At 72.9% G+C, this 569-nt stretch carries 1 protein-coding gene; it reads right to left on the bottom strand.

The genetic code is table 11. The features are described from left to right. A partial coding sequence (locus P3X83_RS43225; protein ID WP_277311265.1) for a ketoacyl-synthetase C-terminal extension domain-containing protein occupies positions 1 to 569 on the bottom strand: 569 nt, incomplete at both ends.

Genomic DNA, 569 nt, shown 5'->3' with positions numbered 1-569 from the left:
AGCCCGGCCTGCGTGTAACGCGTCTGGTCCAGCAGCCCGGAGTCGCCGAAGACGATCTCCTTCAGATCGCCCTCGAAATACCGGCACACCTCGTCGAAGGCGTCGGCGAAGGCCGGGAAGGCGGCGTGGAGGCCCTTGCCCATTCCGGCGCGCTGCGAGCCCTGGCCGGTGAACATGAAGGCCAGGCGTCCGGGAACCGCGCCGCCGCGCACCACATCGACGCTGGTCTTCCCGCTGATCGCGGTCCCCAGCAGCCGGTTCAGGTCGTCGGTGCCCGTGCCCAGCAGCACCGTGCGGTGGTCCATCCGGGCGCGGGCGGTCGCCAGGGAGAGGCCGACGTCGACCGGGTCGATCTCGGTCCCGGCGACGTGGGCCGACAGCCGCTCGGCCTGCGCGAGCAGGGCCTCGGGGGTCTTGGCGGCGAGGATCCAGGGCAGCACCGCCGGGGGCACGGCGGGCGCGGCCTGGCTCTCGTCCTCGGCCGGGGCCTCTTCGATGATGGTGTGGACGTTCGTGCCACTGATCCCGAACGACGACACCGCCGCCCGACGCGTCCGGCCACCGCTGGC

Source organism: Spongiactinospora sp. TRM90649, assembly GCF_029382225.1.
Classification (GTDB): domain Bacteria; phylum Actinomycetota; class Actinomycetes; order Streptosporangiales; family Streptosporangiaceae; genus Spongiactinospora.
Note: the sequence above shows the minus strand (reverse complement) of the source record. Positions and strands in the feature narration are given on the sequence as shown.